We start from the raw sequence: 26,102 nt of genomic DNA on the forward strand, positions 1-26,102 counted from the left end.
TTCCCGGCACCGGCGCACCACTCGGGCATTCGTGCCCGCCGCGCCCGGCGCGGATGACTAGACGCGGCGGGCGCGGCGAGAGTCGGCGTCACACCGACGCGAAAACGATCTCGCCGAGCGGTGGCACGTCGCCACGGGCCGCCGCGCGGCGGGCGAACTCCAGGATTCCGGCCTGCTGGCGGGCACCCAGCCGGAAGTCGAGCGTCGTGAAGTAGCGGGCCAGCGTCGCGGGGTCGAACACCTCGAACCGCGCCGCGCGCCGGGCGACCTCGTCCACTTCGAGCAGGGCCGCGTCGAGGCTCGACCGGAAGGCCTCGTGAACCTCCTTGACCACGCCGGGATGGGCCGCGGCGAACGAGCGCCGGGCTGCCCAGAGGGCGAACACCATCGGCAGGCCGGTCCACTCCCGCCACTCGCGAGCGAGGTCGAACACCCGCAGCGGATGGCCCGGGCCCGCCCGCTCCGCGTCGTAGGTCGCCCGCAGCGCCACATCGCCGATCGTGACGGCCAGGTCGGCCTCGCGCAGCATCAGCGGGATGTCAGGCGGCATGGTCACGTACTGCGGGCGCAGTCCCCACCGCTGCTCGAACAGCATGCGCGCGAGCAGCACACTCGTCCGGGACGTCGAGCCCAGCGCGACGGTGCGGACCTCGCTGAGCGGGAGCGCGCTGGTGGCGACGACCGACAGGACCGGCCCGTCGGAGCCCACGGCCAGATCCGGGAGGACGGCGAGATCCCCGGCGTGCCGGAGATACTCGACGAGGCTGATCGGGCCGATGTCGAGGTCACCGGCGACCAGTGCGTCGCTCAGGCGGTCCGGGGTGTCCTTGGTCAGCTCCAGGTCGAGCAGCGCACCGGAGTGGACCAGGCCCCAGTAGAGCGGCAGGCAGTTGAGAAACTGGATGTGGCCGACCCTGGGCCGACCCGGCCGCTCCGCCACTTCCGGCCGCTCCGCCACTTCCAGCCGCTCCGGCCCGCCGCCAGGCCGGTGGTCAGCCGGGCCGCCCGGGGCCGTCACCAGGGTCGGCCGCCGCGCCGCGCCGCGACATTGTCCAGGACGGCCCGGCGCTGGCGCAGCGCCAGCGGGTAGCTGAGCAGGCCGCTGATCACGGCCGCGAGCGCGAACCCCAGCACGCCGCCCACGCCGGCCAGGAACAGCACCCCGAGGACGGCGCCGAACATCGCCGCGCGCAGCGCGAAGTACCGGAGGTTGAGCCCCATGAGCCCGCCCGCACCCGGCGCGGCTCCGGCCCGCCCACGACCCGCGCCACCCGTGCCGATGGGGTGGCCGCCAGCGGACGGCGACACGTCGTCAGCGGACATCATGCTCTCCGGTTTCTGGCGGGACGCCCCCGACGGCGGCGCACCCAACCGAGCCGTTGCAGGACCGATGGAAAGAACCCCAGCCCGACGATGATCACAAGCAGCCCGAGCAGGCCGGCCGGGCCGATCGCCAGGCCGCACCACCGCAGCAGGCTGCAGGCGACCAGCCCCGGTACCAGGATCACCAGGAACGCGAGCACGAAGATGGAGCCCATCCCAGGCGCGCCCTCCGGGCGGACCGGGCGGACCGGGCGAGCACCCCCGGGCGGCGGGCCCGCGGGGCCGCCCGCGTGATCCGCCGGGCCGGGCGTCGCCGGCCCGCCGGCCACGACCGGGCTGTCGGGCCGCGATCCGCCGCCCGACCGGGCCGGGTTCTCCTCGAGCGCCATCGCCGGGTCAGGCGTCGATCGAGACGGGGTTGTCCCGCCGGGTGGTGTCCGGACCGTCGTACCTGCGCACGACCCGGTAGCGGGTGTCCCGCTCGACCGGCCGGAAGCCCGCGTCACGGATCACGGATAGAAGATCCTCCCGGGTCATCGTGTTCGGCGTTCCGAAGCCGTCCGCGTCGTGAGTGATCTTGTACTCGACGACCGAGCCGTCGAGGTCGTCGACGCCGAAGTTCAGGGACAGCTGGGCGGTGGTCAGCCCGTGCATCACCCAGAAGCACTTGACGTGATCGACGTTGTCGAACAGCAGCCGCGACACCGCGAACGTCTTGAGAGCCTCCGCGCCGGTCGCCATCGGCTGGTTCATCAGGCGGTTGCGGGGATCGCCGACCGAGTCGTGCTGGAAGCGCAGCGGGATGAACACCGCGAAACCGCCCGTCTCGTCCTGCAGCTCACGCAGGCGCAGCACGTGGTCGACCCGGTGCCGCGGCTCCTCGACATGGCCGTACAGCATCGTGCACGGCGTGCGCAGGCCCTTGGAGTGCGCGAGACGGTGGATCCGCGACCAGTCCTCCCAGTGGGTCTCGTGGCCGACGATCTTCTGCCGCACCTCCCAGTCGAAGATCTCCGCGCCGCCGCCCGTCAACGACTCCAGGCCCGCGTCGATGAGCTCGTCCAGGATCTCGTCCGCGGAGAGGCCGCTGATCTTCTCGAACCAGTGGATCTCGGTGGCGGTGAACGCCTTGAGCGCGACGCCGGGCAGCGCCTTCCCCAGCTCGCGCAGCGACCGCGGATAGTAACGCCACGGCAACGTCGGGTGCAGGCCGTTGACGATGTGCAGCTCGGTGATCCCGGCCGGCTCCATATCCTTCGCCAGCCGGACGGCCTCCTCGATGCGCATAGTGTAGGCGTCCGACTCGCCGGGCTTGCGTTGGAACGAGCAGTAGGCGCACGAGGCCGAGCAGACGTTCGTCAGGTTGAGGTGCCGGTTCACGTTGAAGAAGGTCTGGTCGCCGTTCTTTCGGGTACGCACCTCGTGCGCGAGACCGCCCAGCCAGGCGAGGTCGTCGCTCGCGTAGAGGGCCTCACCGTCGGCCCGGCTGAGCCGGGCACCGTCGTGGACCTTGGCTTCGATCTCGCGCTTGAGCCCGGCATCCATGCGATCCAGCCTAGCTCCGCGGACCGACAATCCATGACGTCCCGGTCCGCCACCGGTGCCGTGATCCCCGCCGCAGGCCCGACCGCGGCCGCTGCCCGGACCATGCGCAGTCACCCTCGGGAAGCGGGCGGGTTCCCGGTGGAGTCTTCGGCCCTGGCCCGCTCGGCGGACCGCTGCGCGGCCCGCCGCTGCATGCGGCCCAGCGGCCAGGTGAGGAGTCCGGCCGCCGCGAAACCGATGAGGACGCTGAGCAGCGGGGCCACCCCGACCGCGATGAGGACCACGGTGAGGATCACGAGCACGGCAAGCCGGATCAGGAAGTACGGGAGCTGGACGCGCAGATCCGGGGCGACCTCGGGCTCACGGCGCGGCCGCCGCTGGCTCCCGGAACCCGCCGCTGCCCCGGGGCCCGTGGGTGCCCCGGGCCGCGCAGGCTTCGCGGGCCCCGCGGACGCCGGGTTCCGGCCACGTGCCTGTCCGGCTTTCTTTCTCGCCATGACGTTCCCGCCCGTCCCTTATCCGCTGGTCGGGGCGCGCCGCGGCCCGTCCCCCAGGTCTGTTGTACGCGCCGGGGCGGTGCGGGCGGCGCCGAGCTCGCCCGTCCACCGGCGGAACAGGGTGTTGGGGACGCCGGCGGCGTCGAGAACCCGGCCGGCGACGAAGTCCACCAGGTCCTCCGCGGCGCGGGCGCCGGCGTAGAAGCCGGGGCTGGCCGCGGCCACAACGGCACCGGCGGCGTCCAGGTCGAGCATGTGCCGCAGCGTGGCCCGGGTGTAGGGCATCTCCCGGGGCACCACGACCAGGCGCCGGCCCTCCTTGAGGGTGACGTCCGCCGCGCGCTGGAGCAGGTCCTTGGACAGGCCGAGGGCGATGCCGGCGACCGAGGCGGTGCTCGCCGGAACAACGATCATCCCTTGGGTCGGGTAGGAGCCGCTGCTCGGACGCGCGCCCATGTCGTCGGGCGGGTGGACATCCACCAGGCGGTCGACGCGGGCGGCCACCTCGGCCGCGTCGGCGCGGGGCCGGCCGTCGAGCCGGGTGCGGAGCCAGCTCGCCAGCGGGTCGCGCCAGGCGCCGTCCCGCCAGCCGATGCCGGTCTCGTCGAGCAGGGTGAGCCGGGCCGCGCGGGAGACCACGATGTCGACGGGCAGATCGGCGGCCAGCAGACCACGCAGGACGGCGGCGGCGTAGGGCGTTCCGCTCGCGCCGCTGACCCCGACGACCCAGGGCCGCCGCGGATCGCCCCCCGTCGCGGGCGGGCCGCCGGGTGCGCCGGCGGCGGATCGGGACATCCCGTGGATCAGCCGGACAGACCGCGGCTGACCAGGTCGGCCAGCGCGAAGGCGAACAGGCCGATCCCCACGAAGCCATTGGCCGTGAGGAACGCGCGGTTCATCCGGGAGAGATCGGTCGGCGAGACGATCGCGTGTTCGTAGCAGAAGGCCGCCGCGGTCAGCACCAGGCCGGCCCACCACCAGGCACCGAAGTCCTCCAGCAGGCCGAACACGACGAACAGCGCGAAGGTCACGACGTGGGTGACGACCGAGGCCGCGAGCGCGGCCCGGACGCCGAACCGCGCCGGAACGGAGCGCACCCCGATCCGCCGGTCGACCTCGGCGTCCAGGCAGGAGTAGATCAGGTCGAAGCCGCCGATCCAGGTGCCGACGGCGAGCCCGAGCAGGACGGCCGACCACGACCACCGGCCGGTGATGGCGATCCAGGCGCCGACCGGGGCCACGGCCTGGGCGATCGCGAGGATCGCCTGCGGGAAGTCGGTGAACCGCTTCGCGTAGGAGTAGACGAAGAGCGGGGCCACCGCGACCGGGGCCAGTGCCAGGCACAGCCAGGACAGAGCCGCGGCCGAGCCGAGGAACACCGCGAGCGCGACGATCGAGCCGACAACCGCCGTGCGGACGGACACCACTCCGGTGACGAGCTCGCGACCGGCGGTACGCGGGTTGCGGGCGTCGATGGCCCGGTCGATGATCCGGTTCGTGGCCATCGCGAACGTGCGGGCCGCCACCATCGCGACCGTGACGAGGGCCAGGTCGCGCCAGTGCACCGACCGCGAGACCGCGAAGCAGGCCGCGAGCGCCGCCACGTAGGCGAACGGCAGTGCGAAGACGGAGTGCTCGATGACGACGAGCCGCAGGAACGCGCGGACCGGGCCGTGCGTCGGCCCGCTGGAGGCCCGCCCGGGCATGCCTGGGGCGAAGGCGGCGTCACTCACAGGCCGTACTCCTTCCACCGACGCGTCACCCTGTCCCGGACGGCCTCATCCATGACGATCTCCTCGGGCCATCCGCCGTCGCGCCGGTATCCCTCGGTGGGCAGCTTGCGGGTCGCGTCGACCCCGACCTTGCCGCCGTAGAACTGCTCGTAGGAGGCGTGGTCGAGGTGGTCGACCGGGCCCACCGTGGTGAGCAGATCGTGCGCGTAGTCCACATTGCCGAACGCCCGCCAGGCGACCTCGTGGTAGTCGTGGACGTCACAGTCGGCGTCGACGACGACGATCAGCTTCGACAGCGAGAGCAGGCCCGCGCCCCAGACCGCGTTCATCACCTTCTGGGCGTGCTTGGGGAACCGCTTCTCGATCGAGACGATCGCGCAGTTGTGGAAGACCCCGGCCTCGGGCAGGTCGTAGTCGACGATCTCGGGGATCATCATCCGGATCAGCGGCAGGAAGATGCGCTCGGTCGCCTTGCCCATCGGCCCGTCCTCCTGCGGTGGACGTCCGACCACGATGCTCTGGAAGACCGGGTCGCGCTGCATGGTCATCACGTCGACGTGCAGCGCGGGGAACGGCTCGATCGGCGTGTAGAAGCCGGTGTGGTCTCCGAAGGGGCCTTCGGGCAGCCGTTCGCCGGGCTCGAGCCAGCCCTCGAGCACGACCTGGGCGTTCGCCGGCACCTGGAGCGGGACGGTCAGGCAGTCGACCATCTCGACGCGCTCGCGGCGCAGGAAGCCGGCGAACAGGTACTCGTCGATCTCGGCGGGCAGCGGGGCGGACGCCGCGTAGGTGACAGCGGGGTCGCAGCCGAACGCGATCGCGACCGGCAGCCGCTCGCCGCGCCGCTCGGCGACGGCGTGGTGGGCGTTGGAGTCCTTGTGGATCTGCCAGTGCATGCCGACGGTGCGGGCGTCGTGCTGCTGCAGCCGGTACATGCCGAGGTTGCGCGCCCCGGTCTCGGGATGCTTCGTGTGGGTCAGCCCCAGGTTGAGGAACGGCCCGCCGTCACGCGGCCAGGCGTGCACGCCGGGCAGCAGGTTCAGGTCGACGTCCGAGCCCTTGAGGACGACGTCCTGGCAGGGAGCGGTGCGGACCTTGCGCGGCGGCAGGGAGGTGAGCTGCGCGGCCTTGCCGAGCGCGCCACGCAGGCCGCCGAAGCCGACTGGCAGCTCGGGGCGCAGCATCTCGCCGATGCGCGTGCCGACGTCGTCGAGGCGGTCGACGCCGAGCGCCGCGGCCATCCGGGCCTCGGTGCCGAACACGTTGATCGCCAGCGGCATGTCGGAACCGAGGGGCTTGTCGAAGAGCAGTGCCGGGCCGCGTTCGCGGACGACCCGGGTGACGATCTCGGTCACCTCCAGGCGGGGATCGACGGGAACCCGCACCCGGCGAAGGTCCCCGCTCCGGTCGAGGTGAGCGAGGAACGCGCGGAGATCGGCCCAGGCCATGGCGTCCATCTTTGCAGCGCCGACGAAGGGCCGCTGGTCGTACCCTGTCCCAGGGCGCTCCAAGCGTCTGGCGCGTCACATTCGCGACCGGTGAACAGCGCCTTCGCGGACCGCCGGGACATGGCGTCCACCCGGGAGGCACACTAGGGACACACGAGACGTTCATCCTGGAAGCCGTGGATCCGACAGAGCGGGTCCGGGAGGCCGGGGGCGGACAGTCCAGCGCCGGTGACCGCGAGGTGCCGGTGCGTCTTCGACAGGGGCACGCCGATCGGCGATGTCCACGGGCAGGTGCGCGGCAGCGCGCCGCTCACAGCGAGTGAGAGGAGCGGTCGGCCGGTGCTGGGTCTCGCGCTGACATTCCTGATCATAGGTGTCTGGGTGTTTTCGGTCATAGACGTGATCGGCACTCCAGCGGACGCGGTCAAGGTCGTGCCCAAACCGATCTGGCTGATCGTGCTGATCGTCTTCTTCTTCCTCGGATCGGTCTGCTGGTTCCTGTTCGGGCGGCCACGCGCCGCCCACGGCTACGACGGCTACGAGCGCCGCGCGGCCTCGGACCACCCGGCGTTCGGCGGCCGTGGGCCGTGGGGAACCGAGCGGCGCACCGCCGGCGGCCACACCCGGTCCGGCGTCTCCCGGACGGGGATGCGCCGCCAGGCCGTCCGCCCCGTCGGCCCGGACGACGACCCCGAGTTCCTTCGCGAGCTCGCCGACCGCATCCGCGGCGGCGAGCCCGAGCCGCCCGCCCGCGGCTGACCTCCGGCGCCTCAGACCCCGGCGTACGAGTGCAGGCCGCTGATCACCAGGTTCACCAGGTAGTAGTCGACGAACAGCGCGCTGAAGGCCAGCAGTGAGACCGCCGCCGCGCGCCGTCCCCGCCACCCGGCTGTCGCGCGAGCGTGCAGGTACGCCGCGTAGATCACCCAGGTGATGAAGGACCAGGTCTCCTTCGGGTCCCAGCCCCAGTAGCGGCCCCAGGCCGCCTCGGCCCAGATCGCCCCAGCGATGATGGCGAACGTCCAGATCGGGAAGGCGAACGCGATCGCGCGGTAGGTGATCGTGTCGAGGGTGGCCGAGGACGGCAGGCGCATCACGATCCCGCCCCGGCTGCGCATGGCGCGCGACGCCTCTGCACGGCCGGAGGCCACCTCGGCCAGCCGGTTCTCCCAGCGGTCCTTCAGCAGGAACAGGACCGTCGTCACGGCGGACACCAGGAAGACACCGCTGGCGACGATCGCCCCGGCGACGTGGATCCGCAGCCAGTACGAGTTGAGCGCCGGGACGAGCGGCCCCGCCGCGACGTAGAGGACCGTGCCGGCGAAGCCCATGGAGAGCACGACCGGGACCATCACGAAGACCCCGAGCCACCGGATCTGCTGGCGGGTCATCAGGGCCAGGAACGTCGTCACCGCGATCAGGCAGATCATGGACGAGAACTCGTACATGTTGCCCCAGGGGACACGGCTCGCCGCGATCGCCCGGGTGACCGCCGAACCGACGTGCGCCACCCAGCCGACGATCGTCAGAACCACCGCGATCCGGCCGATCCAGGGCGCGAACCCGGATCCGGCGGCATCGCCACCGCCCGCCGCGACGTCCGAGCCCGCGGCCCCTCCGGCCGCGTCCGCCAGGCCCGCGGCGCCCGCCCCTGCCCGCGTCGTCTTCGCGGGCCTGCCCGGCTTCCCGGCGGCCTCGATGCTGCCCCCGGCGGCCTCGGCGGTACCGGGGGCGGAGGTCGCGGCGCCGACCAGGATCTCCTGCTTCTCGGCCTGCGCACCGGCCTCGCCGGCGGTCTCCAGCTGCCCGTCACCGTCTGCGGTGGCGGCCTTCCCGGACGGCGTGCCGAGCCGGCTGAACGCGAACTCGGCCGCGTATCCGAGCATCCCCGCCGCGTAGACGGCGACCGACGTCCCGAACAGCAGGTCGGACAGATTGGCCATGCCTTCGTTGACCGGCATCAAGGCTCCCGTTCGCTGGTGGCGCTGATGGTCGTGCTCGTGACCGGGTCGGCCGGCATGGCAGCGGCCGGCTTCTCCCCGTCCGCAGCGGTGTCGCCCGTGGCGGCCCCGTCCGCAGTGGTGTCGTCCGCAGTGGTGTCGTCCGCGGTGGCCTCGGCCTCGGTGGTGTCGAGCCGGATCTCCTCGCTGAGGGCGGCCAGCTCGGCGGCGAAGCCCTGCGCGTCCGATCTGGAGAGGCCGCCGACCTCCACCGTGCTGCCGCCACCGTCCAGCGGGGTCGCCCGCACCCACACCCGGCGGCGCCGCACCCGCAGGCTCGCGACGAGGCCGAGAATGATGACGACGGACGCCCCCAGCACCAGTCCCTTGTAGGGGTCCGACTTGGTCTGGAACGTGGCGAACTCGTGCACGCCGTCCACCTCGAGCGACAGGCCGCCCGGCAGGCCGGTCAGCGTCCGCTGCCCGGGGTTGTTCAGGGCGACGACCTGGGCGATCCGCTTCTCCCCGGCCGGCCCGGTCATCGGGAACTGGGTCATGTCCCGGGTGTCGACGGCGTAGACGTTCTGCGGGATGCCCTCGTTGAGGTGCAGGTTCCCGACGAACCCGGTGAGTGTGAGCCCGGGTGCCCGCGCCGCCGGAAAGGTGGAGACGTATCCGTGCCCCGGGTCCAGCACGGTGGTCGGGGTGAACACCCCGCTGAACGCGAGCTGCTGCGGCTCCTGGCGCTCCCCCACCGGCGGCAGGCCGGTGTCGGGGATCTTGACCGTGCAGGTCGAGGTGAACATGCCGTCCCGGGGCGTGCAGGGCACGTAGGACTCCCAGACGACCGCGCCGGCGGGGTCACGCAGGACGAAGTGCGGCGCGTAGCCGTGACCGATCAGGTAGATCTTCGCGCTGCCGATCCGCAGCGGGTGGTTGACCCGGATCGTGTCGGTGCGCACGGGCGAGCCGATGTCCGACTGGTACGAGACGTCGGCTTGGAAGTCCGCGGGCTGGCCGTTGTCCTGGTACGAGGCGGAGAACTGGTCGAGGGTGAGCGAGAACGGCGGCAGGCCGGCCGCGTCCACCAGCTCGCCGCCGCTGTACTGGTCGTAGGAGATCAGGGTGTTCGCGAACCCGTTGCCGGTGACGACCAGGACGGTGCCCTGGTAGCCGAACCACGAGCCCAGCCCCATCCCGGCGAGGAGCGCGACGAGCGCCAGGTGGAACACCAGGTTGCCGCTCTCGCGCAGGTAGCCCTTCTCCCCGGCGACCGAGTGGTCCGGCGAGCCGTCGGGACGGCGGGCGTCACCAGGCGCGACGGCCACCCGGAACCGCCGCCCGCGGAGCGCCCCACGGGCCAGGTCGACGGCGTCCGGGGCGTCGAGCGGGCTCGTCCAGGTGCTGCCGCCGGGCAGCCGGCCCGGCCGGGCCGGCGCCTTCGGCGGGGCGGTGAACAACGCCCGCGCGTGCCAGTGCACCCGCGACCAGAGACAGCCGATCAGCGAGATGAACAGCAGGAGGTAGATCGCGGCGAACCAGGGCGCGCCGAAGACGTGGAAGGCGGAGAACCGGTCGAGCCAGGGGGCGAGCGTGGGGTGCTCGGCGAAGTACTCCTCGACCTTCATCGGGTTGAGGTTGCGCTGGGGGATGAGCGAGCCGGGCACCGCGGCCAGCGCGAGCAGGAAGAGCAGCACCAGCGCGGTACGCATGCTGGTGAGCTGCCGCCAGGACCGGACCAGCAGCGCGAGCCAGGCGGCGCGCGGCCCTGCGCCGGCGGCACCGGCTGCACCCGCGAAACCAGCGGAACCAGCGGCACCAGCGGCACCGGCCGGTTCCGCGGAACCGGCGGCACTCGCGGCGCCGGCCGGCCGCGCGTCAGCGCCGGTTTCCTGTCCCGCTTCCGGGACGTCTCCCGGGCCCGTTCCCGAGACGGTTCCGGCTCCCGACTCCGAATCCGCCTCCGGCGCCTCGTCCGGGCCCGTCTCCGGGGCGCTCCCCGCCGGCCCGCGGGCCGCGGGCGGGCGCCGCGACGACGCTCGCGGAGCCGGTGGGTCGAACGCCTCCGGGGCCTCGAGGACCGTCGGATCGTCCGGGCGCAGCCCGTCGACATGCCCTGACGGCGCGGTGGGACGTGTGCTCACAGGGGCGTCTCCGAGAATCCGGGCGCGTAGGGGCGCAGCTCGGCGACAAGGTCGGCCCAGGCTCCGGTGAGCTGCAGAACGCCCACCGTCACCAGCAGGGCGCCGCCGGTCAGCGCGAGGAGTCGGGCGTGGCGGCGGACCACCCGCAGGGCACCGGCGGCGCGGCGGAAGGCCAGGCCGACGGCCAGGAAGGGCAGCCCGAGCCCCAGGCAGTACATGGCGGAGAGGAACGCGCCGCGCCCGGCCGTCGCGCTCTGCGCGGCGAGCCCCAGCACGGCGGCCAGGGTCGGGCCGATGCACGGCGTCCAGCCGAGACCGAACATCACGCCCAGCGCGGGGGCGCCGAGCAGCCCGGGGTTGGGCAGGCGGTGGAAGCGCCACTCCCGGTTGGCCCAGGACATCTGGGAGAACACTCCGGCGAAGCCGAGCCCCATCACGATCGTGACCACACCGAGCACCTGGCTGAGCCCGACCTGGTGCAGGTTCAGCCACTGGCCGAGGCCGCCGAACGCCACCCCGTACGTCACGAACACGACGCTGAAACCGAGCACGAACAGCCCGGTTCCAGCGGTCACCCGGCCGACCCTGCGCAGCTCCCCCAGCCGCCGGACCAGCGCGGACGGCTGCCCGCCGGCGGCCGCCGCAGCACCGCCGGACGGCGGTACGCCGACGGCCGGCAACGCACCGGACCCCCGCGCGGGGCCACCCGCGCCTGACACGCCTGCGGCGGCGGGCGCTCCGACAGCCGCGGGCGCTCCGGTGGCAGCCATCGGCGCGGCGGCGGGCTCGCCCGGCTCCGTGGTCGCGGCGAACCCCGTGGACCCGGCGAACGCCGCGGACCCGGCGGAGGCTGTCTGCGCCGGACGGCGCTGGAGATCCTCGCCGGACAACCCGGTGATGAAGGACAGGTAGCCGGGAACCAGCGGCAGCACGCACGGCGACAGGAAGGACAGCAGCCCCGCCGCGGCCGCGACGGGCGCCGCCAGCAGCAGCGGGCCGTCCGTGACGACGTCCACGACACCCATCCGGAACTAGACCTCCGTCCGGAGCCGCTCGAGCACGGTGGTCAGCTCCGCCGGCAGCACGCCACCGGTGAAGCGGGCGGCGATGCGGCCGTCCGCGTCGAGGACGAACGTCGACGGCAGGCCCGGGGCGACCGGCCAACCGGCGGCGAGCGTGCCGAGCCGGTCGACGATGCTCGGGTATCCGACCTTGAAGTCGCGGGTGAACGCCTTCGCGCTGGAGGCGTTGTCCTTCTCGTTCACCCCGACGAAGGCGACGTCCGAATTCCTGCCGGCGAGTGTGACGAGACCGGGGGTCTCCGCCCGGCACGGGGCACACCAAGAGGCCCAGAAGTTCACCACGACGGGCTTGCCGCGCAGCGAGGCGAGGTCGAGCTGGCTCCCGTCGAGCGTCGCGCCGGACATCCCCGGCGGTTCACGGCGGTCCGCGGCGGGCACGAAGTCCTGCCCGGGTGCCTGTTGAACGAATCCATAGCCCCCGCCACCCGTGGCGTCGACCTTGCTCGCGTTCGCCGAGCAGGCCGCGAGCCCGCCGCCGACCAGCAGCACGGCGGCGACCACGGCCATCACGCGGCGTTTCCGCCCAGTGTCCCGCTCCCAGCCCAGGATGAGCCCGCTCCTTTCGGCATCGTCCAGCATCGCCGACCTTCTACGACCAAGCGTAGAACTATGCCCTCCAGAGTAGGTGCCCCGTGAGCCGCACGCGTCAGGGCTTGGCCGCACAGGCCCCGGACGTCCGTCCCAGGACCTTCGACTCGGCCCCGTGGCACTGACGCGGTCCAGGCGCTCCGGCCCGGCCGGCGCATCGGGACCGCCCACCGGGCCGGCGGTTCCGGCACCGCCGGTTCCGGCACCGCCGGCCCGCCACAGGTCAGGCCTCGGGCGCCTGCGCGCGGTCGATGACGAAGGAGGCGGTGACGTCCATCGCGGCCCGGCCGGGGGGCCACACCGCGGCCAGGCGCCGGCGCAGCTCGGGCGCGCCCGTGTGATGCCCGGTGGGGCCCATGAGAGCCACGTCGACGACCTCGTCCACGCCGAGCTGGAGGGTACGGGTCAGCGTCTCGGACGAGAGCCGGTCGAACCGGCCGGACAGCTCGTCCGCCAGCCGTTCCCGCTTACCCGGCTGGACGCCGACGAGCCCGAGCGGCTCCCGTAGCTCCGCCAGGTGACCCTCGCCGGGTGTGACCAGGAGCAGCATGCCCCCCGGACGCAGCAGCCGGCGCATCTCCGCGAGGTTGCGCGGCGCGAAGACGTCCAGCAGGACGTCGACGGACGCGTCGGGCAGCGGCCAGCGGTCGGCCACGTCGAAGGCCACGGCACCGATTCGCGGATGGGCCCGTGCCGCGCGGCGCAGCGCGTACTTCGACACGTCGACGGCGATCCCGAGCCGCCGCGGCCCCGCGTCCACGACGGCCGCGAGGTGGTGGGCGGTGCCGGCGCCGATCTCCAGCACGAGCTCGGGAGCACCGGCCGCCGGATCACCTGCCGCCGGATCACTGACCGCCGGGTGATCGGCTGGCGGAGCATCGGCCGGCGTCCGCCCGCCCCCCGTCCGGGCCGCGGCAAGTTGGACCAGGCGGGCGGTGAGCGGCGCGTAGTGGCCACCCCCGAGGAAGTCGACCCGGGCCTGGACCATCTCGGCGGTGTCCCCGGACACCCGGCGGGCCCGGCCCGTACGCAGGTTCAGGTAGCCGGACCGTTCGACGTCGAAGGAGTGCCCCGCGGCGCACCGCACGGCACCCGCCGGGTCGGCCAGGGGCGCCGCGCAGACGGGGCACCGCAGGAGGCGCAGAGCTGGATGGATCATCCGACGCGGTGGGGGCCGGCCCTCACGCGCCGACGGAGCCGGGCGCGTTGGCGGTGGGCCCGTTGGGCTCGCTGTACTCCACCCGGAGGAGCTCCCCGGACACGTAGACGGCCGAGGTGACGCTCGCCAACGCGCACTGCCGCCGGTCCGGGCGGTGCCACAGGTGCTGCTCCTCCAGCGCGCGCCGGGCGATCCACACCGGAAGCTGGTGGCTGACCAGGACGACGTGCCGGCCCCGATGGGCGTCCCGCCACTCGGCGACGCTGCCGAGCATGCGCCCGGCGATCTCCGTGTACGGCTCGCCCCAGGACGGTGTCAGCGGGTTGCGCAGCAGCTTCCACATCGCCGGATAGCGGAACACCGCGGGGCCCGCCTCGAAGGTCCTGCCCTCGAACGCGTTGCGGCTCTCGATCAGCCGCGGGTCGACCTGCAGCGGCACGCCGTGCGCCGCCGCGATCGGGGTGGCCGTCTGCTGCGCCCGGTCCAGCGGGCTCGCCACCACCGCGGCGACATCGAAGCCGGCCAGGTACTCGGCGGTGATCTTGGCCTGCCGCTCGCCGGTCTCGGAGAGCCGGTAGCCGGGCAGCCGGCCGTAGAGCACCTTGCTCGGGTTGAACACCTCGCCGTGCCGGACGAGGTGCACGGTCGTGACCTCCGGCCCGCTCACACGGCCCCCCCGCCGACCGCGACCGGCGCGCCCACCGCCGCGGCGGCCCGGGCAGCCGCCGGGGCCGCCGCGGCGATCCGCTCGACCGCCTCGTCGTCGTGCGCCGCCGAGACGAACCACGCCTCGAAGGCCGACGGCGGCAGGTAGACCCCCGCGTCGAGCATGGAGTGGAAGAAGGCGGCGTAACGCTCGCTGGCCTGCCGCTTCGCGCCGGCGTAGTCGATGACCGCCGTCGCGTCGGTGAAGAACACGCTGAACAGCGACCCAGCGCTGTTGAGCAGGTGCGGGACGCCCTGCTCGTTCAGGGCGGTGGAGACGATGCCGGCGACGTCGGCGGCGCGCGCGTCGACCGTCGCGTAGACCTCGTCGGTGCAGGCGCGCAGCGTGGCGAGCCCGGCGGCCACCGCGAGCGGGTTCCCGGAGAGCGTCCCGGCCTGGTAGACGGGGCCGGCGGGGGCCAGTCGGGCCATCACGTCCGCACGGCCACCGAAGGCCGCGGCCGGCAGGCCGCCGCCCATCACCTTGCCGAAGGTGAACAGGTCGGGCGCCCAGCCCTCCACGGCGCCCTCCAGGCCCCACCAGCCGGTGCGGGAGACGCGGAACCCCGTCATCACCTCGTCGAACACCAGCAGGGCGCCGTGGGCGTCGCACAGGCGCCGCAGGCCGGCGTTGAAACCGGGCAGCGGCGGGACGACCCCCATGTTCGCCGCGACGGACTCGGTGATGACCGCCGCGATCGTGTCGCCGCGCTCGGCGAAGGTCGCCTCGACCAGGGCGAGATCGTTGTAGGGCAGGACGATCGTGTCGGCGGTCGCCGCGCCGGTGACGCCCGGGGTGTCGGGCAGGCCGAGGGTCGCCACCCCGGAGCCGGCCGACGCGAGCAGCGCGTCGACGTGCCCGTGGTAGCAGCCCGCGAACTTGACGATCGTGGGACGTCCGGTGAACCCCCGGGCCAGCCGGATCGCGCTCATCGTCGCCTCGGTGCCGGAGTTCACCAGGCGCACCTGCTCGACCGGGGCCACCCGCTCGACGATGAGCTCCGCGAGCTCCACCTCGCCGGGGGTGGGCGTACCGAAGCTGGTGCCCCGGGCCGCGGCCGCCGTGATCGCCTGGACCACGTCGGGATGGGCGTGGCCCAGGATCATCGGACCCCAGGAGCACACAAGGTCTACGTAGGTGCGGCCGTCGGCGTCGACGAGCCGCGGGCCGGACCCGGAGGTCATGAAGCGGGGAGTGCCCCCGACGGCGCGGAAGGCACGCACCGGCGAGTTCACCCCGCCGGGGACGACCCGCTGGGCCCGCCGGAAGAGATCATCGGATGCGGGTGCGGTAGACGGAACCACCATGCCCCCGATCCTCGCAGGTCTCGCCGCGAGCCCGCGCCCGGCGCGGGTGCTGCCGCGGATCCGGCACCGAGAGCGAGAGCGGGGCCGGAGCGGTCGGCACCGACCGAGGCCGCCGGCGGACGGGGGTCTGCCCCGGCCGCCCACCGGCGGCGGCTCCCGGTTACCAACTTTCGTCCCGACCCGGCACCTGCGCGCCGGGGACGAACCAGACCCTAATCCTTCATCTACCCGGGTCTTGCTTGGCCGCCAGTGACGATGGTATGCCCCGCCGCGAACTCGACGGGCGCCCGGCGGACCTTGCGGGCCCGGTGGATGTCCTGATAATGCCGGAACCGGGCCCGGGGTGCCTCCGCCCGCACCGATGATCGATAGGCGCGGTTGTCCTAGGCGACCTTCCCCACACGGGCCACCGGCCCGACTCCCCCGTCATCCCAGGCCCGTCATCCCAGGAACGGCGGTTGACCTTCAGCCATCCGAACCCTGATACTCGGCGGCGAGTAATCGGTGCCAAGCAGCACAGAAACACGGGACGCGGGCCAGCAGCCCAGGCACGGGCGACAGGGGCACCGGTAACAGGGGCACCGGCGGCACGCGAGCCGCGAACGGAGGACGGAGAACTCATGGCACGGCGCAGGATGTCGAATCCGCTCGCCCTGGCCGTCCTGGCGCTGTTGAACGAGCGTCCGATGCACCCTTACGAGATCTCGACGACGCTGCGTGAGCGGCGCAAGGCCGACAGCATCAAGCTCAACTTCGGTTCGCTCTACACGGTCGTCGAGAGCCTGGAACGCGCCGGCTGCATCGTCGCGACCCGGACCGTGCGCGAGGGCCGCCGCCCGGAGCGGAAGATCTACGCGATCACCGACGCCGGACGGGTCGAGCTGGACGACTGGATGGCGGAGCTCGTCAGCACGCCGGTGAAGGAGTACACCCGCTTCGAGGCGGCCCTCTCACTGCTCCCCGTGCTGCCACCGGACGACGCCGTCCGCATGCTGAGCGAGCGGCGGCAGCGGCTGCTCGAGGAGTCCGAGGCGGCGAAGGCCACCGCGCGGCTGGCCACGGTCGAGAACCTGCCCCGGATCTTCCGCCTGGAGGGCGAGTACGTCGACGCCCTGCGGGACGCCGAGCTGCGCTTCGTGGACGCCCTCATCACCTCGATCGCCACCCGCGAGCTGGACGGCATCGAGCTCTGGGACGTCTTCCACGCCGACGCCGCCCAGCCGGAGGAGATGCACGCGCTGGTCACCGCGGTGAAGGAGAAGATCGCCGGAGGCCGGTGGGGCGAGCTGACACCGGCGCTGCTCGCCGAGATGGAGACGCTCTCCGGCAGGCCCGCGGCGATCGAGGGCGGCGGCGACACCACCGGCGGGGGGCCGCGATGACGACGTGACGACGACGGGTCCCCCGCACCGGTGCGGCAACACCGGCGCCGGGGACCCGCCCGGCGAGCGCCCGACCTCGCGGTGTTTCCACCGCGCGTACCGGACACCTTCCCAGGTCGACGATAACCGTCCCTGGTACGCGGCAAGGCCGGCTCCGCTCGCCCCGGACGACGCCGCAACGGCGTCCGGCCCCGGACACGGGCCGGACGCGGTCGGCGTGCGCCCTGACAGCGGCCGCGCCGGGATCACCCGGTGCGGCCTGGGCCTGCACCGCCCGAGCGGGCGGCATCACCAACCAGGGACATCCCATGGCAGCACCGTCCAAGGCGTCCGCCGCACCCGCGGCGGGCGCGACGCCCCGGGGGGCCGCGAGCCCGACCGGCTCGACCGCGGCGATAACCGTCGCCGACCTGTGCAAGTCGTACCCCGGCCGAGGACGCGGGGCCCGGCCCGTCCCGGCCCTGGCCGGCATCGGCTTCACGGTTCCGGCGGGAACGGTGTTCGGCCTGCTCGGGCCGAACGGGGCCGGCAAGTCGACCACCGTCAAAATCCTGAGCACGTTGTCCCGCGCGGACTCGGGCACGGCCAGCGTCGCCGGCTACGACGTCCGGCGCGATCCCGGCCTGGTACGCCGGTCGATCGGCCTGGTCACCCAGAAATCCGGCACGGATCTGGACGCCACCGGCCGGGAGAACCTCTGGCTACAGGGCCGCCTTTACGGGCTGGGCGGCACCCGGCTGACCCGCCGGGTCGACGAGCTCCTCGACCGTTTCGACCTCGGCGCCGCTGCCGACCGGCTCGCCCGCACCTACTCCGGGGGGATGCTGCGCCGGCTGGACGTCGCCGTCGGCCTCGTCCACCGTCCGTCCGTGCTGTTCCTCGACGAGCCGACGACGGGCCTGGACCCGCAGGCCCGGTCGGCCATGTGGCGGGAGATCGCCGACCTCACCGCCGACGGGCTGACCATCCTGCTGACCACGCATTACCTCGAGGAGGCCGACCACCTCGCCGCCAGGGTCGCGATCGTCGAGGGTGGGCGCGTGGTCGTCGAGGGCAGTCCCGACACGTTGCGCAGCGAGCTGCGCGGTGACTCGGTGAACCTCGAGCTCGCCGCCCACCCGGAGGGCGACCGGACGCACGAGGGCGCCGAGCAGGCGGCCCGGGTTCGCGAGCTCCTCGCCGCCGTCCCCGGAGTGCTGGACGTGGCCGTCGAGGGCCGACAGGTACGCAGCAGGGTCTCCGGCGGCGCCGCGACCCTGCCGGCGGTCATCGCGGCGCTGGACGGCGCCGGGCTGGCGGTGGCGTCGGCGACGATCGCCAGGCCCTCCCTGGACGACGTCTACCTGCGCCATGTGGGGCGCCGCATGCGGCCCGAAGCCCGTTCCGGGGACCCGGACGCCGCCGCGAACCCTCCGGACACCCCACCTACGCCGGACACCCCACGCACGCCGGGCACGGCAGGCCAGTCGGGCACGGCAGGCGAGCACGGCTCGGGCACCGGACAGGGGGACGTCCGATGAGCAGCTCCGTGCTGACGGGACCGGCGGCGGGGAGCGCCAGGCCGGCCCGCGTTTCCGGGGGCGGGCAGCTCGCCGCTTTCTTCGTGCGCAACGTGCGCGCGCTGCTGCGCCAGCCGGCTTACCTGTCGATCAGCCTGGTCCAGGCCGTGGTGTGGCTGCCGCTCTTCGGGTCGCTGTTCCGCGGAGTCGCGGACATACCCGGATTCGGCGACGACTCCTACTTCGACTACCTGACACCGGGCGTTGTGATGATGTCGGCGTTCTTCAGCGCCGGCTGGGCCGGGATGGGCTTCATCACGGACATGGAGCGCGGGGTCATGGACCGGATCCTCGCCGCCCCGGCGAGCCGCTGGGCGATCATCGGTGGCTGTCTGGCCTACCAGGCGCTGATGACAACCGCCCAGACCGTGATCATCCTGCTGCTCGGCTGGGCGCTGGGAACCGACTACGGGGGCGGTGCCGTCGGACTGCTCGTGCTGGTCCTGGTCGCGATCGCGCTCGGCACCGTGGTCGCCGCGCTGTCCATGGCGCTGGCGCTGCTCGTCCGCCGTGAGGAGTCACTGGTCGCGGCGACCAACTTCCTCGCGCTGCCGCTGACCTTCCTCTCGACGGCGATGATGTCCCGCGACCTGCTGCCCGGCTGGATCCGGCCGATCGCGCTCGCGAACCCGCTGGACTGGGCCGTCTCGGCGGCGCGCGAGACCATCGCCGCCGACCCGAACTGGGCACTGGCCGGCTGGCGGGTGGCCGCCCTGGCCGCCGCCGCCCTCACCGCCACCGCCCTGGCCACCCAGGCCTTCCGCGCCTACCAACGCTCCCTCTGACCAAATCGGCCTCCGGTCAGGCCGGGCGGCCCGATGTGTGGCGGGGTGGCGCTTGCCGTTTTTCCTTGTGGCCCGTGTGACGCGACGGAGAACCCTACGGGGGGAGGGTATGGGCGTAGGGTTCGGTGGGTATTGGGAACCGTTCGGACGAAAGCATCGCGAGGAGGCGTCGCCATGTCCGTCACCAGCATCGTGACCACTTACAGCGTCACCGGGATGACCTGCGGGCACTGCGCCGCGGCGGTCAGCGAGGAGATCTCGCGGCTGCCTGTGGTGACGTCCGTGGACGCCGACGCCCCCAGTGGCCGGGTGGCCGTGACGAGCACCGGCGAGCTGGACGACGCGGCCGTCCAGGCCGCCGTCGAGGAGGCCGGCTACACCCTGACCGGCCGCCTCTGACCAACGCCCCCGGCCGCGGCCCGAACCTGGCGGCGGCCGGAGGCTGGTGGCGGGGAGGCTAGCGGCGGGAGGCCAGCCGCTCCGCGACCTCGGCCGCCCAGTAGGTGAGGATGATGTCGGCGCCCGCCCGGTGGATGGCGGTAAGCGTCTCCATGATGACCCGGTCGCGGTCGAGCCACCCGTTGGCCGCGGCGGCCTCGACCATCGCGTACTCGCCGGAGACCTGGTAGGCGGCGACCGGGACGTCCACGGAGTCGGCGACCGCGCGCAGGACGTCCAGGTAGGCCAGGGCGGGCTTCACCATCACGGCGTCCGCGCCCTCGGCCAGGTCCAGCGCCACCTCGCGCAGCGCCTCACCGGCCGAGCGGGCTGGATCCTGCTGGTAGCCGGCCCGGTCGCCGAACTGGGGGGCGCACAGGGCGGCCTCCCGGAACGGGCCGTAGAAGGCCGAGGCGTACTTCGCCGAGTAGGCCATGATCGGGATGTCGGTGTGGCCACCGCCGTCCAGCGCGGTGCGGATCGCTGCGACCTGGCCGTCCATCATGCCGCTGGGGGCGATCATCTCGACGCCGGCGGCGGCCTGGGCCAGCGCGATCTCGCCGTAGCGGACGAGGGTCGCGTCGTTGTCGACCTCGCCCGTGGCCGTGAGCAGGCCGCAGTGACCGTGGTCGGTGTACTCGTCCAGGCAGAGGTCGGCCATGATCACCGTGTCGCCGCCGACCTCGGACACGAGGTCGGCGATGGCGAGCTGGACGATGCCGGCCGGGTCGTCGGCGGACGAGCCGCGGGCGTCCTTGTGCTCGGGCACGCCGAACAGGATGATGCCGCCGACGCCGGCCGCGGCCGCCTCAGCCGCCGCCTTGCGCAGCGAGGAACGGGTGTGCTGCACGACGCCGGGCATCGAGGAGATCGGGACCGGCTCGGTCACACCCTCCCGGACGAACATCGGCAGGATGAGGTCGGCGGGGTGCAGCCGGACGTCGGCCACCATCCGCCGCAGCGCGGCCCCGCGGCGCAGCCGCCGCGGGCGCGCCACGGGGAAACCGACGGCCGACCGCCCGGGCCCCGCGATCATCGCCGGGAACCCCGGCGCGGCTTGGGCAGCCTGGCGGCGAGCGGGCCGACCTTGCCGAGCTCCTCGCGGTGCTCGGCGGCGAACTCCGCCAGCGACGCGACGAGCGACGGGATCGACGCCTCGGTCGCCTGGACGTCCACCCGCAGGCCGAGCTCCTGGGCGGTCGCGGCCGTCGCCGGGCCGATCACCGCGATGACGGTGGTCTCGTGCGGCTTGCCGGCGATTCCGACCAGGTTGCGCACCGTGGAGGAGGAGGTGAAGACCACCGCGTCGACCCGGCCGCCCTTGAGGGCCTCGCGGATCGGCGCGGGCGGCGGCGCGGCGCGCACCGTCCGGTAGGCGGTGACGTCGTCCACCTGCCAGCCGCGGTCCTTGACGCCGGCGACGAGAGTGTCGGTGGCGATGTCGGCGCGCGGCAGGAGAACCCGGTCGAGCAGGTCAAGCGACTCGTCGAACTCGGGCCAGTCCTCGAGCAGGCCCTCGCTGGACTGCTGGCCGGCGGGCACCAGGTCGGGGCGGATACCGAAGGCGCGCAGCGCGTCCGCGGTGGCCTCGCCGATCGCGGCGACCTTGACACCGGCGAAGGCGCGGGCGTCCAGGCTGCGCTCCTCGACCTTCTCCTGCACCGCCTTGACGGCGTTCACCGAGGTGAAGGCGACCCACTGGTAGCGGCCGGAGACCAGCCCGGTGATGGCGCGCTCCATCGGCGCGGCCGTCCGCGGCGGCTCGACGGCGATCGTCGGCACCTCCAGCGGACTCGCCCCGTGGGCGCGCAGCGAGTCGGAGAGGATCGCCGCCTGTTCCTTCGTCCGGGGCACCAGCACCGTCCAGCCGAACAGGGCGCGGGTCTCCCACCAGGACAGCTTCGCCCGGGTCGCGACGACCGGGCCGACGGAGATGATGACCTCGTTCGGCGGGTTCGCGGTGGCGTTGAGCATCGGCGCGACGTCGGCCTCGATCCGGTCGAGGGTCGAGGTGACGGTGCGCTGGTCGGTGGTCGTGCCGTCGACGGTGACCGCGACGGGGGTGTCACCGGCGCGGCCGTGCTCGACCAGCGCGGTCGCCACCTTGCCGATCTCGGTGGGGCCGGCGGTGACGATCAGCGTGCCGGGGGCCTGCGCGAGCGCGCCCCAGTCGACGTCGCCCGGCGTGGTGGGCACGCCGAGACCACCGAAGCCGGTAGGGGTGCCCAGGCCGAGGGGCGCGCCGAAGCCGCCGCCCACGCCCAGCGGGCCGCCGCCGAGGCTCGGCATCGACCGGCCGCCGAGGCGGGACGTCCCGAAGGGGGGCGGGGTGAGCGGGCCGACCGGGTCACCGACGCCGAACGGTGAGGCCGAGGCGACCGAGCCCGAGGACGAGAAGACACCCGACGTGCTGGCGAAGGTGACCGGGCTGCCCGGCGCGACACCGGCGTAGGTCGCGACCGCGGCGGAGGTCGAGATACCGGGAACCACCCGGTAGGGGATCTTGGCCTTGGCCAGCGACTGCGCGTCCGCCGCGCCGATCCGGGTCAGCCACGGGTCCGAGGCGTAGAGCCGGACGACCTTGTCCCCGGCCCGTGCCCGGCTGACGACCGCGGCGGTCGCGGCCTCCGCGTCCCGCACCGGCTTCGGGGCGTCGAGGTCACCGATCCGCAGCACCTCGGCCGACAGCGACTCGACCACCTCGGACGGTACGTCCGGGTCGGCGACCACCACGTCGGCAGCGGTGAGAGTCTCCACGGCGAGGACCGTGAGCAGCCCCGGATCACGGGGACCGGCGCCCACAAGCGCGACCGGGGACACGGGCTTCTTGGTACGTCGGGTGGCCATGCTCAGCTTGTTCCCATCAGCGTGTGTGCTCCGGCGGACAACAGCTCGTCCGCGAGGCGCTGCCCGAGCGCCTCCGGGTCGACGGCAGAACCGGTGAGCTCGCGCCGCAGGACCCTGCCTCCATCCGGCGCGGCGACCACCGCCCGCAGGCGGATCTCACCCACGGCGGGCGCATCGTCACCGCCCGCGACCAGGCGTGCGTCGGTACCCGGAAGCACGTGGGCCAGAGCACCCACCGGAGCGGTACAACCGGCCTCGATGCCCGCCAGGAAGGCACGCTCGGCTCGGACCGCGACGGAGGACGTTGCGTCGTCGAGCACAAACCGTAGCAGCTCCGCGAGTCCCTCATCGAAGCCCCGGCCCGCTTCTGGTCCGGTCTGGTCGTGGGCTGGTCCGCCGCCGGCCGGGGTGCGCACGCACTCGATCGCCAGCGCGCCCTGCCCGGGAGCGGGCAGCATCACCTCGGGTGAGATGATCTCGGTGACCGCGTCGAGGCGGTCGAGGCGGTCGAGGCCGGCGTGCGCGAGCACCACCGCGTCCACCTCGCCGTCGATGGCCTTCTTGATCCGGGTGTCGACGTTGCCGCGGATCGGGACGACCTCGAAGCCGTGGCCGAGCGCGAGCAGCTGGGCGGCCCGCCGCGGCGACCCCGTCCCGACCCGCGCGCCCGGCCCCAGCTCGCTCAGGCGCCGGCCGCTGGGCGAGACGAGGACGTCCCGGGTGTCGGCCCGGCGCGGGACGGCGGCCAGGACGAGCCCGTCCGGGGTGGCCGTCGGCAGGTCCTTGAGCGAGTGGACGGCGAGGTCGATCTCACCGGCGAGCAGGGCGTCACGCAGCGCGCTGACAAAGACGCCCGTTCCACCGATCTGGCTGATCGCCACCTGCGACTGGTCACCCGCGGTGACGATCGGAACGAGCTCCACGGGTCGGCTCAGCCGGGTCCGCAGCGTCTCGGCCACTTTCTCGGACTGAGCCCGCGCCAGCGCGGAACGCCGGGTGCCCAGTCGCAGCGGCCGCCGCGCCAGGAGCGCGTGTGCTCGTGCCTCGGGCCCTCGGGTCACTGTCACGTTCTCTCCACCAGATCCAGATCAGGGGCGGAGACGATGGCCGGCACGTCACGCGGCAGGTCGAAGAGCTCGCGCAGGGCCTCGGCGTAGGAGTCACCGCCAGGCGCCTCGGCGAGCTGCTGGACGCGCACCGTGGGCGCGTGCAGCAACTTGTCGACGACCCGCCGCACAGTGCCGGAGACCATGTCCCACTCACGGTTGTCAAGGTCGGGCAGGCGGGTGCGCAGCCGCTCCAGCTCGTCGCGCACCACCGCCGCCGCGTGGGCCCGCAGCGCCACCACGGTCGGGGCGACCCGCTCGGCACGCCGCCGGTCGAGGAACCCGGCCACCTCGGTGGTCACGAGGGCCCGGACGGCCTCCACGTCATGGGCCACCTGCGCCCCGTCCAGGGCGACCCGCAGGGCCTCGATGTCGATCAGGGTCACCCCGGGGAGCTCGCGCACCGCCGGGTCGATGTCGCGCGGCAGCGCGAGGTCGAGGAAGACCAGCGGCCGGGCGCCGCGGCCCGCCAGCGAGGCGCGTACCGCGTCGTGGCCGACGACGAGCCCGGAGGCTCCGGTCGACGAGATCACGAGATCCGCGCGGCCGACCTCGTGGGCGATCTCGGCCAGCCCGACCGCGCGGGCGTCGTGCAAATCGGCGACCCGGGCCGCGCGGGCCGCCGTCCGGTTCGCGACGACGACGTCACCGGCGCCGGCCCGGCGCACGGTCTGGGCCGCCAGCGAACCGACCGCGCCGGCCCCGATGATCAGCACCCGGGCCCCGGCGAGCGGGGCGGGGCCCGCCACCTCGACCGGGGCCGTCAGCTCGGGGCGCAGCAGCGCCTCCACCGCGTCACCCGGGTCGCATCCGGGGGACGCGACGGGCGCGACGAGCATGTCCGGCCGGCGGGCCTGCAGGTCGAAGGCGGCCATCCGGACGCCGACCGAGACGATCGAGGCCCCCGCGGCGTCGATGGAGGTCTCGGTGTGGGCCCGCTTGCCGACCCGCAGCGCGGTCTGGAACAGGTTGGCGAGCGTGCCGCTGGTCACCTCGGCGGCCTGGGCCAGCCGGAACGCGGCGCGGACCTGGCCGAGGATCTGCGTCTCGCCGACCAGCATCGAGTCGAGGCCGCAGACCACCGAGAAGAGGTGGCTGACGGCGCGGGCCTCATGGTGGACGTACAGGTGCGAGGCGAGATCGGTCAGCGGTACCCCGCACACCCGGCTCAGCTGGTCGGAGATGTCGGCCAGGCCGCCGTGGAAGGTCTCCACCTCGGCGTAGATCTCGGTGCGGTTGCAGGTGGAGAGCAGCACCGCCTCGCTGAGATGATCCGCCCCGACGAGGTCGTGCAGCACCTTCGGCGCGTCGTCGGCGGAGACCGCGGCGAGCTCGAGCAGCGAGGTCGGGGCCGTCCGGTGGTTCAGGCCCACCGCGAGCAGGCTCACTCCGCCTCACCCCCGTGAGTGGCGGCCGGCATCGGCACCTCCGGCGCCTGCGCCATCCGTGCCGCCTCCGGTGCCTGCGCCGCCTGTGCCGCCCGCGACTGCCGCGCCACCGGCTGCGCCAGCGGTGAAGGCTGCGCCAAGGGTGACGGTGGCACCATCCGACGGGTCATCCGCACGACCTCACCAGCCTCGTCATCCACGAATCCGCCCGACCCCGGCTGATCGCCGACCACCACGTCCCCCGCGCCGGGGGCCCGGCCTGGCGACGGACGTTTACGCGCTTCGTGAAAGGAGAGAATCTGCAGTTCCAGGGCAAGGTCGACCTTACGCACATCCACTCCCTCGGGCACCGAAAGCACCGTGGGGGCGAAGTTCAGGATGCTGGTCACGCCCGCTGCCACGAGGCGGTCGCAGACGCTCTGCGCCGCGGCCGCCGGCGTGGAGATCACGCCGATGGTCACCTGGCAGTCCTCGATGACCGCCTCCAGCTCGTCGACCGGGCGAACGACGACCTCACCGACCCGCTCACCCACCCTGGACGGATCGGCGTCCACCAATGCCGCGATGCGGAACCCTCGGGCATGGAAGCCGCCGTATCCGGCAAGTGCATGCCCGAGGTTACCCACGCCAACGAGGACGACCGAGCGGTCTTCGGTCAGGCCGAGCTCGGCCGATATGCACTCAAGGAGCACGCCCACGTCGTACCCGACTCCGCGCGTGCCGTACGAGCCGAGCTGGGAGAGGTCCTTGCGTACCTTCGCCGACGTCACGCCGGCGGCCGCGGCGAGCGTGTCCGAGGACACCGTGTGCACGCCGCGCTCGCCGAGCGCCGTCAGCACACGGAGGTAGAGGGGCAACCTGGCCACCGTCGCCTCGGGCACCGGCGACCGCCCCGGTACCCGCCCGGCACCCCGCCGAGGTTGACCCATCCGCGGCTCCCGACGTTGCTCGACAGTGCGGGCCGGCGGCACTACCGCCCGATGCCGACCTCTGGGCCGGTCCTGATTCCGACCTCGAAGCCGGCCTCAACGGCGCCACGAAGCCGGCCCGGAGGCCGGTGCGGGCCGAACGAGCGTGCCCGACCCGGCGGTCACCGCGGCCGACGACCGCATCTGCGGACCCGTC

25 protein-coding genes are annotated in these 26,102 nt (G+C 73.5%); 5 read left to right on the top strand and 20 right to left on the bottom strand.

The window, feature by feature from the left end; genetic code table 11:
* Nucleotides 1-88: 88 nt before the first annotated feature.
* The 8 genes from FRANEAN1_RS30310 to FRANEAN1_RS30345 all read right to left on the bottom strand — a co-directional run bounded on the left by FRANEAN1_RS30310 (nucleotide 89) and on the right by FRANEAN1_RS30345 (nucleotide 6,546).
* Complete coding sequence (locus FRANEAN1_RS30310) at nucleotides 89-940, bottom strand: menaquinone biosynthesis protein (protein WP_041256667.1); 852 nt, start codon at nucleotides 938-940, stop codon at nucleotides 89-91.
* Nucleotides 941-1,014: 74 nt separating this feature from the next.
* Nucleotides 1,015-1,326, bottom strand: a complete 312-nt coding sequence (locus FRANEAN1_RS30315; RefSeq protein WP_347176813.1) for a hypothetical protein — start codon at nucleotides 1,324-1,326, stop codon at nucleotides 1,015-1,017.
* The gene (locus FRANEAN1_RS30320) at nucleotides 1,323-1,712 is read right to left on the bottom strand and encodes a hypothetical protein (RefSeq protein WP_041254930.1); all 390 of its coding nucleotides are present in this window, start codon (nucleotides 1,710-1,712) and stop codon (nucleotides 1,323-1,325) included. Before FRANEAN1_RS30320 ends, FRANEAN1_RS30315 begins: the two co-directional genes overlap by 4 nt.
* 7 nt (nucleotides 1,713-1,719) lie before the next feature.
* Nucleotides 1,720-2,868 (bottom strand): aminofutalosine synthase MqnE, encoded by a 1,149-nt coding sequence (mqnE, locus tag FRANEAN1_RS30325; protein WP_041254931.1) that lies wholly within the window; start codon nucleotides 2,866-2,868, stop codon nucleotides 1,720-1,722.
* Between the two features lie 110 nt (nucleotides 2,869-2,978).
* A complete protein-coding gene (locus FRANEAN1_RS44210) occupies nucleotides 2,979-3,365 on the bottom strand; it encodes a hypothetical protein (RefSeq protein ID WP_020463536.1) in 387 nt (128 codons plus the stop codon).
* Nucleotides 3,366-3,383: 18 nt separating this feature from the next.
* Nucleotides 3,384-4,160: a UbiX family flavin prenyltransferase gene (locus tag FRANEAN1_RS30335; protein WP_020463537.1), complete on the bottom strand. Its 777-nt coding sequence runs from the start codon at nucleotides 4,158-4,160 to the stop codon at nucleotides 3,384-3,386.
* Between the two features lie 8 nt (nucleotides 4,161-4,168).
* Nucleotides 4,169-5,071: a menaquinone biosynthesis prenyltransferase MqnP gene (mqnP, locus tag FRANEAN1_RS30340; RefSeq protein ID WP_347177269.1), complete on the bottom strand. Its 903-nt coding sequence runs from the start codon at nucleotides 5,069-5,071 to the stop codon at nucleotides 4,169-4,171.
* 23 nt (nucleotides 5,072-5,094) lie between these two features.
* Nucleotides 5,095-6,546, bottom strand: coding sequence for a menaquinone biosynthesis decarboxylase (locus tag FRANEAN1_RS30345; protein WP_041254933.1), 1,452 nt, complete (start codon nucleotides 6,544-6,546; stop codon nucleotides 5,095-5,097).
* A 381-nt stretch (nucleotides 6,547-6,927) separates the two neighbouring features.
* On the opposite strand from FRANEAN1_RS30345, the gene FRANEAN1_RS30350 reads away from it, so the two are divergent.
* Nucleotides 6,928-7,305: a PLD nuclease N-terminal domain-containing protein gene (locus FRANEAN1_RS30350; RefSeq protein ID WP_347176814.1), complete on the top strand. Its 378-nt coding sequence runs from the start codon at nucleotides 6,928-6,930 to the stop codon at nucleotides 7,303-7,305.
* An 11-nt stretch (nucleotides 7,306-7,316) separates the two neighbouring features.
* Here FRANEAN1_RS30350 and ccsB read toward each other — a convergent pair whose 3' ends face one another.
* The 7 genes from ccsB to hemL form a co-directional block, all read right to left on the bottom strand.
* Nucleotides 7,317-8,507 (bottom strand): c-type cytochrome biogenesis protein CcsB, encoded by a 1,191-nt coding sequence (gene ccsB / locus FRANEAN1_RS30355; RefSeq protein ID WP_020463541.1) that lies wholly within the window; start codon nucleotides 8,505-8,507, stop codon nucleotides 7,317-7,319.
* Nucleotides 8,507-10,630 (bottom strand): cytochrome c biogenesis protein ResB, encoded by a 2,124-nt coding sequence (locus FRANEAN1_RS30360; protein WP_041254934.1) that lies wholly within the window; start codon nucleotides 10,628-10,630, stop codon nucleotides 8,507-8,509. The genes ccsB and FRANEAN1_RS30360 overlap by 1 nt, the downstream gene beginning before the upstream one ends.
* Complete coding sequence (locus FRANEAN1_RS30365; RefSeq protein WP_020463543.1) at nucleotides 10,627-11,655, bottom strand: cytochrome c biogenesis CcdA family protein; 1,029 nt, start codon at nucleotides 11,653-11,655, stop codon at nucleotides 10,627-10,629. Before FRANEAN1_RS30365 ends, FRANEAN1_RS30360 begins: the two co-directional genes overlap by 4 nt.
* Before the next feature lie 6 nt (nucleotides 11,656-11,661).
* Complete coding sequence (locus tag FRANEAN1_RS30370) at nucleotides 11,662-12,291, bottom strand: TlpA disulfide reductase family protein (protein ID WP_020463544.1); 630 nt, start codon at nucleotides 12,289-12,291, stop codon at nucleotides 11,662-11,664.
* A gap of 232 nt (nucleotides 12,292-12,523) precedes the next feature.
* Entirely contained in the window at nucleotides 12,524-13,459 is a 936-nt protein-coding gene (locus FRANEAN1_RS30375; protein ID WP_020463545.1) for a putative RNA methyltransferase, read from the bottom strand.
* Nucleotides 13,460-13,481: 22 nt separating this feature from the next.
* The gene (locus FRANEAN1_RS30380; protein ID WP_020463546.1) at nucleotides 13,482-14,126 is read right to left on the bottom strand and encodes a histidine phosphatase family protein; all 645 of its coding nucleotides are present in this window, start codon (nucleotides 14,124-14,126) and stop codon (nucleotides 13,482-13,484) included.
* On the bottom strand, nucleotides 14,123-15,472 hold the full coding sequence (hemL, locus tag FRANEAN1_RS30385; protein ID WP_020463547.1) for a glutamate-1-semialdehyde 2,1-aminomutase: 1,350 nt from the start codon (nucleotides 15,470-15,472) through the stop codon (nucleotides 14,123-14,125). The genes FRANEAN1_RS30380 and hemL overlap by 4 nt, the downstream gene beginning before the upstream one ends.
* A gap of 620 nt (nucleotides 15,473-16,092) precedes the next feature.
* Here hemL and FRANEAN1_RS30390 point away from each other — a divergent pair.
* The 4 genes from FRANEAN1_RS30390 to FRANEAN1_RS30405 all read left to right on the top strand — a co-directional run bounded on the left by FRANEAN1_RS30390 (nucleotide 16,093) and on the right by FRANEAN1_RS30405 (nucleotide 19,597).
* Nucleotides 16,093-16,854, top strand: coding sequence for a PadR family transcriptional regulator (locus tag FRANEAN1_RS30390; protein ID WP_020463548.1), 762 nt, complete (start codon nucleotides 16,093-16,095; stop codon nucleotides 16,852-16,854).
* 308 nt (nucleotides 16,855-17,162) lie between these two features.
* The gene (locus FRANEAN1_RS30395) at nucleotides 17,163-18,374 is read left to right on the top strand and encodes an ATP-binding cassette domain-containing protein (RefSeq protein ID WP_020463549.1); all 1,212 of its coding nucleotides are present in this window, start codon (nucleotides 17,163-17,165) and stop codon (nucleotides 18,372-18,374) included.
* Entirely contained in the window at nucleotides 18,371-19,198 is an 828-nt protein-coding gene (locus FRANEAN1_RS30400) for an ABC transporter permease (RefSeq protein ID WP_020463550.1), read from the top strand. Before FRANEAN1_RS30395 ends, FRANEAN1_RS30400 begins: the two co-directional genes overlap by 4 nt.
* Before the next feature lie 174 nt (nucleotides 19,199-19,372).
* Nucleotides 19,373-19,597 carry a heavy-metal-associated domain-containing protein gene (locus FRANEAN1_RS30405; RefSeq protein ID WP_020463551.1) on the top strand — a complete coding sequence of 75 codons (225 nt, stop codon included), beginning with the start codon at nucleotides 19,373-19,375 and terminating at the stop codon, nucleotides 19,595-19,597.
* A gap of 58 nt (nucleotides 19,598-19,655) precedes the next feature.
* On the opposite strand, the gene hemB is transcribed toward FRANEAN1_RS30405, so the two are convergent.
* From hemB to FRANEAN1_RS30430, 5 genes are read right to left on the bottom strand one after another with little or no spacing between them, the layout of a single operon-like run.
* Nucleotides 19,656-20,672: a porphobilinogen synthase gene (hemB, locus tag FRANEAN1_RS30410; RefSeq protein ID WP_020463552.1), complete on the bottom strand. Its 1,017-nt coding sequence runs from the start codon at nucleotides 20,670-20,672 to the stop codon at nucleotides 19,656-19,658.
* Nucleotides 20,669-22,483: a uroporphyrinogen-III synthase gene (locus FRANEAN1_RS30415; RefSeq protein ID WP_020463553.1), complete on the bottom strand. Its 1,815-nt coding sequence runs from the start codon at nucleotides 22,481-22,483 to the stop codon at nucleotides 20,669-20,671. The genes hemB and FRANEAN1_RS30415 overlap by 4 nt, the downstream gene beginning before the upstream one ends.
* 2 nt (nucleotides 22,484-22,485) lie before the next feature.
* The gene (gene hemC / locus FRANEAN1_RS30420) at nucleotides 22,486-23,550 is read right to left on the bottom strand and encodes a hydroxymethylbilane synthase (protein ID WP_020463554.1); all 1,065 of its coding nucleotides are present in this window, start codon (nucleotides 23,548-23,550) and stop codon (nucleotides 22,486-22,488) included.
* Nucleotides 23,547-24,977 carry a glutamyl-tRNA reductase gene (locus FRANEAN1_RS30425; RefSeq protein WP_020463555.1) on the bottom strand — a complete coding sequence of 477 codons (1,431 nt, stop codon included), beginning with the start codon at nucleotides 24,975-24,977 and terminating at the stop codon, nucleotides 23,547-23,549. Before FRANEAN1_RS30425 ends, hemC begins: the two co-directional genes overlap by 4 nt.
* The gene (locus tag FRANEAN1_RS30430) at nucleotides 24,974-25,906 is read right to left on the bottom strand and encodes a redox-sensing transcriptional repressor Rex (RefSeq protein ID WP_020463556.1); all 933 of its coding nucleotides are present in this window, start codon (nucleotides 25,904-25,906) and stop codon (nucleotides 24,974-24,976) included. The genes FRANEAN1_RS30425 and FRANEAN1_RS30430 overlap by 4 nt, the downstream gene beginning before the upstream one ends.
* Nucleotides 25,907-26,102 lie beyond the last annotated feature (196 nt).

It is taken from the genome of Parafrankia sp. EAN1pec, assembly GCF_000018005.1.
Taxonomy (GTDB): domain Bacteria; phylum Actinomycetota; class Actinomycetes; order Frankiales; family Frankiaceae; genus Parafrankia; species Parafrankia soli.